The organism is Sphingobacterium sp. SGR-19, assembly GCF_011043555.1.
Taxonomy (GTDB): domain Bacteria; phylum Bacteroidota; class Bacteroidia; order Sphingobacteriales; family Sphingobacteriaceae; genus Sphingobacterium.
In genome coordinates this window covers 1-3,967 of sequence record NZ_JAAKGS010000018.1, presented here as the reverse complement: position 1 = coordinate 3,967, position 3,967 = coordinate 1, and the positions used below count along the sequence as shown (strand labels likewise).

4 protein-coding genes are annotated in these 3,967 nt (G+C 34.5%); all 4 read right to left on the bottom strand.

Going from position 1 to position 3,967, the window contains the following annotated elements:
• Window positions 1-195: 195 nt before the first annotated feature.
• Window positions 196-1,095, bottom strand: coding sequence for a hypothetical protein (locus G5B43_RS19125; RefSeq protein ID WP_100677608.1), 900 nt, complete (start codon window positions 1,093-1,095; stop codon window positions 196-198).
• Between the two features lie 232 nt (window positions 1,096-1,327).
• Window positions 1,328-2,194, bottom strand: a complete 867-nt coding sequence (locus G5B43_RS19120) for a nucleotidyltransferase domain-containing protein (protein WP_165296405.1) — start codon at window positions 2,192-2,194, stop codon at window positions 1,328-1,330.
• 185 nt (window positions 2,195-2,379) lie between these two features.
• Window positions 2,380-3,456: a winged helix DNA-binding domain-containing protein gene (locus G5B43_RS19115; RefSeq protein WP_165296404.1), complete on the bottom strand. Its 1,077-nt coding sequence runs from the start codon at window positions 3,454-3,456 to the stop codon at window positions 2,380-2,382.
• Window positions 3,449-3,910 (bottom strand): VOC family protein, encoded by a 462-nt coding sequence (locus tag G5B43_RS19110; protein WP_091102996.1) that lies wholly within the window; start codon window positions 3,908-3,910, stop codon window positions 3,449-3,451. Before G5B43_RS19110 ends, G5B43_RS19115 begins: the two co-directional genes overlap by 8 nt.
• Window positions 3,911-3,967: the final 57 nt, after the last annotated feature.

Genomic DNA, 3,967 nt, shown 5'->3' with positions numbered 1-3,967 from the left:
GGTTTGGGGCTTGGCGTCAGTGGCGGAAATTGAAGCGAAAAGTTTCAATTTAGCGACACGGTAAGCAAAAGCCAATTAATTGAATAAATTTAAGAAAAAAGTCAATATAATTGGCTTTTGCGGAATAGAATGCCTAAACTTCAATTTTGCACTTAACTCGCCATTGCGCCAAACCCTTGTTATATGCCGTTTTTTTTATTTTTTGCCGCTTCTTTTTGTCATATCTGGAACTGCTTCTCCAGGTATTATTTGAGTAATGACTTTTACGTCTTTAATAAGTCTTTGAATTATTTTTGAAACGGGTTCTTTGGTTCTTGAACTTTCTTCAATTGCTTTTTGTATAATTTCTCCATCTATTGTTTGACCTTCAGGAGCAATAATCATAGATTGTCTATTAAATGGTGCTGTGTTTACATCGTCAGCTCTAACCATTAATTTTTCTATTTCTTCAAACAATTCTTCATTTTCAAGTATCCCAACACCAGCATTCATAGAACCTTGGTTTATTAATATTTGACCTTCCATTTGTTTTTGAAGTTCTATCATAAATAAATCTTCATCACTAAAAGGAATATGAAAATCATTGAATTTTAAAAATATTCTGTCATCTACTATCATTTGAATATGATAATGCGGTTCTGCACCAATTTTCGCATTTTGATGACCTTCCAAATCTGTATTACCAACAGAAAAAGCCCATTCAATATTTTTATATTTAAATGTGGATTCTAAGAAAGAAGTTGAAGAAGTTTCGTTTTTTAAATCGTTGATGTTCGTTAAAAAAACTTCACTATTTGCTAACCAACGAAAATAACTATCTAGTTTAAAAAAACCGATAGGTTTCTTTAAATATGATTCAAAATGTTTTTTTCTAATTCCTTTTGGATAAGTAAACCAATGAAAACAAGTTTTAGATTCTTCAAAAGAATCCATATCCCCACCGCAGAGAAAACATTTACCAATTTTCAGATTTGAAATAAACTCTTGATGAATTCGTTTGTTTTCTTCATCTTGTTGTCTATTTTTTTCTTCGATTAAATCAGCCCCTAGATTGTTGAAAAAAGATTTTAAATCTTGGTCTTTATATTTATTCATACGGCTTGGTTTAAAATGGCATATAACGGGAAACAGATTGGCGATAGTGGCGGATTGAATTGGACTGAAAGTTCGATTCAGACCGACAGTGAGCCGATGTGTCTCCACAGAGCTAACTTACAAATTTCTGAGCGAATGTGGAACACATTCGGCGGATAAAAATGCACGAAACGCTCAATTTTGCACTTAACCCGCCATTTCGCCAATCTGATGTTATGTGCAGGAATACCTATTATTTTTTGAAATCGAATTGTGGTTTATAAACTCCGTCTGTTAGTTCAACCACATCATCAAAAAGTCTTCGGAGCAAAAAAATGTTTTCGCTTAATGAATTTTTATCAGCCGTTAGCGTTGTATTTACCCTTGATGCCAAATTGTTGGGAGATAAGGATAATTTGCTTAAAATTTCAATAGCTTTTTTATCACCGATTGGGTACGTTTCATTAATAGCAAAAAGAACATCTACAATATTTTTAACTGTTCTGGTTATACTGCCGAAAGTATTGTAAAAATCATCCTTTTCTGCAAAATCTACTGCATTAATTAATGTAAATTCTGCTGCCCAAAGACCTTGTTGAATAATAGTCTCTTTGAGTTTTGGAGGGTAATTTTTGATGGATGATTTTAATTTAGAAATGATGTCTTCCGTGTCAAACACAGGAATACAGTTTTCAATTTCTGCCAGATAGATTACTGATGAAAATCCGTAAGGAGGTTGTTGTTCATAGTGTTTTTGCCATTCACCGCTAATAGCACTTTCAATTGTACTTTTTACTTGATCCAAATTGCGGTACAAAAAATCAACTTTTCCACTTTCAGTATGTATCCAAGCACCACCATTTACCCAAGGTCCCCATTGATAAAAATCGGTAACGATAGGAACATTCTCTACGGATTGCTTTTCGGCAATTCTTTTTATTTCTTCAATATTAAACGGCTTTTTTTCATTATAGTAAATGCCAATGTCTAAATCGGAGTTTTCAGTCGCTCTTCCTGTGGCAAAAGAACCACCCAAAACAACAGCAACAATGTTGTCCAACTTTATCAATTCGGCTACAATATTGCCAAATGTTTCCTTTTTATTCTGTGGTAAGTTCATTTTTGATTTCAGCGATTGTTGGAAAATTCTTGCACATAACGGGTCGGGTATTTATAAAGGGCGGGAATAGTAGTACTTCCGTTGAATTTTGCACTAATGCTCAATAGAAGTACAAAAGATGAGCCTTTGACATTCAGCCCACCTTTCATAAATACCTTGTTAGCGGCACGTGCCTTTGTTCGGTCTTATTCATAGAACAATTTTAGTTTGGTTTCAGCTATTTTGTATTTCTTTTTTTGGCTTTCAGTAAGTGATGAAAAAAATGACGGCAAAATTTCAGTTTCATTTCCTTTTGAAACCTTTTTCCACGTTCCTATGACTTTGCCGTTATAAATAATTGTTGGGTAGAAAATACCGTTTTTTGTAAATGCTTTGGCTTGGTTTTCTGCTTCAATTGTAGCGGTTCTATCTTTATAACTTATGATTAGTTCGTCAAATGCAGGTAAAAAGTAAACCGAATTATCTTTATTGGTTTTCAAATTATCTGTTTCGTTCGTCCAATATTCTTCATTTTCAATGATGCTGGAAATGAATTTAGACTTAACCATTTCAAATGCTTTTTTCGCATCAGAAACATTAAGTCCCGACCACCAAACAAAATCTTTTATCGTTACAGGACTTCGGCTTTGGATATATTTTTCCGCTAATCTTGCCAATGCTTCATCTTTTTGTAAGGGTTTTGCCGCAGGTACTTTTCTATCAAATAAAGCATAAGTAAGTTGTTTGCCTACTCTTTCGCCATTGCAAACTATCATTTCCGTTTCTGCCCTAAACATAATGTGGCTTGCCCGCAAATCATTTGTGGCAATTCCTTTTTTGTTGAGTTCGTTCATTATTTCTTCTCTGGTCAGGATTTCATTTTTTTCTAAAAGTTTTCTGATTAAAGAATTACTTTTTTTCAAAACTGTTTCGTCCAAACCTAAACTTCGGTTCATTGATGCAACAGATTTATTAAGGTTCGGTGCGGAAAGTTGCATCATCCATCTTACGTCATCCGCAGAAACCAAATGCCAAGTAGGTCTTAACAGATGCGTCCGTATAATTTTTCCGTTGTTTAAATCATCTTCAATTTGTTTGTCAAAAGCATTGTTAGGTAACCGAATGCCGATAGCCAATTTTGACATTGCATAATCCTGTGCCTGAATTGCACCCATCCATTCTAAAACTTCTTGCGGTGTTTTAAGTTTCGGGTTGAAAATTTGCTGATTAATTAGTCTGTTTATTGCAATTTCATTCAAGGTCATTCGTTTTTGATTATTCATTATTTTCTGACCAATCAAATGGAACTTCTTGTGTTAGTGCAAATAAATTACCGTCAGCGGCTTTCAGCACAGCCAATCTTGCTCCAGGCATATCTACGACACCTGTATCAGGATTGTGATTATTTCCCTCCACTGCTTTGCCCTTGCCAATCTCTACCAAAGAACCGTCAGCAATTTCTACCATTGCTTTTGCTCCATTGGTTATAAAATAGCTGTGTGCTTTTTCTATATCTTCAACTTTCCAAAAAATCAATGGATAGTCAACCCAAGGAAGTCGTGAAAGTGAAATGTCCATATTCTCAATATTAAAAGAAGCAAAGTCCTCGTTTTGCCAAGTTGGGTCTTTGCCTAATAAAGAAGCCCAAGTATCAATGCCTTGATTCAAGTTTCTTGCAGGATAAACTATTGAGGCAATCGTAGTAAGTCTGATTTCTGTTTCGTTCTTATTTTCCATAGTTCATTATTTTTAAGTTGTTGAAATTTGGCAGGGTGGTCGGTTGGCATTGCCACT

Coding starts and splice junctions, on each gene's coding strand:
- G5B43_RS19115 (WP_165296404.1), bottom strand. CDS start 3,456: ATGAATAATCAAAAACGAATGACCTTGAATGAAATTGCAATAAACAGA.
- G5B43_RS19110 (WP_091102996.1), bottom strand. CDS start 3,910: ATGGAAAATAAGAACGAAACAGAAATCAGACTTACTACGATTGCCTCA.
- G5B43_RS19120 (WP_165296405.1), bottom strand. CDS start 2,194: ATGAACTTACCACAGAATAAAAAGGAAACATTTGGCAATATTGTAGCC.
- G5B43_RS19125 (WP_100677608.1), bottom strand. CDS start 1,095: ATGAATAAATATAAAGACCAAGATTTAAAATCTTTTTTCAACAATCTA.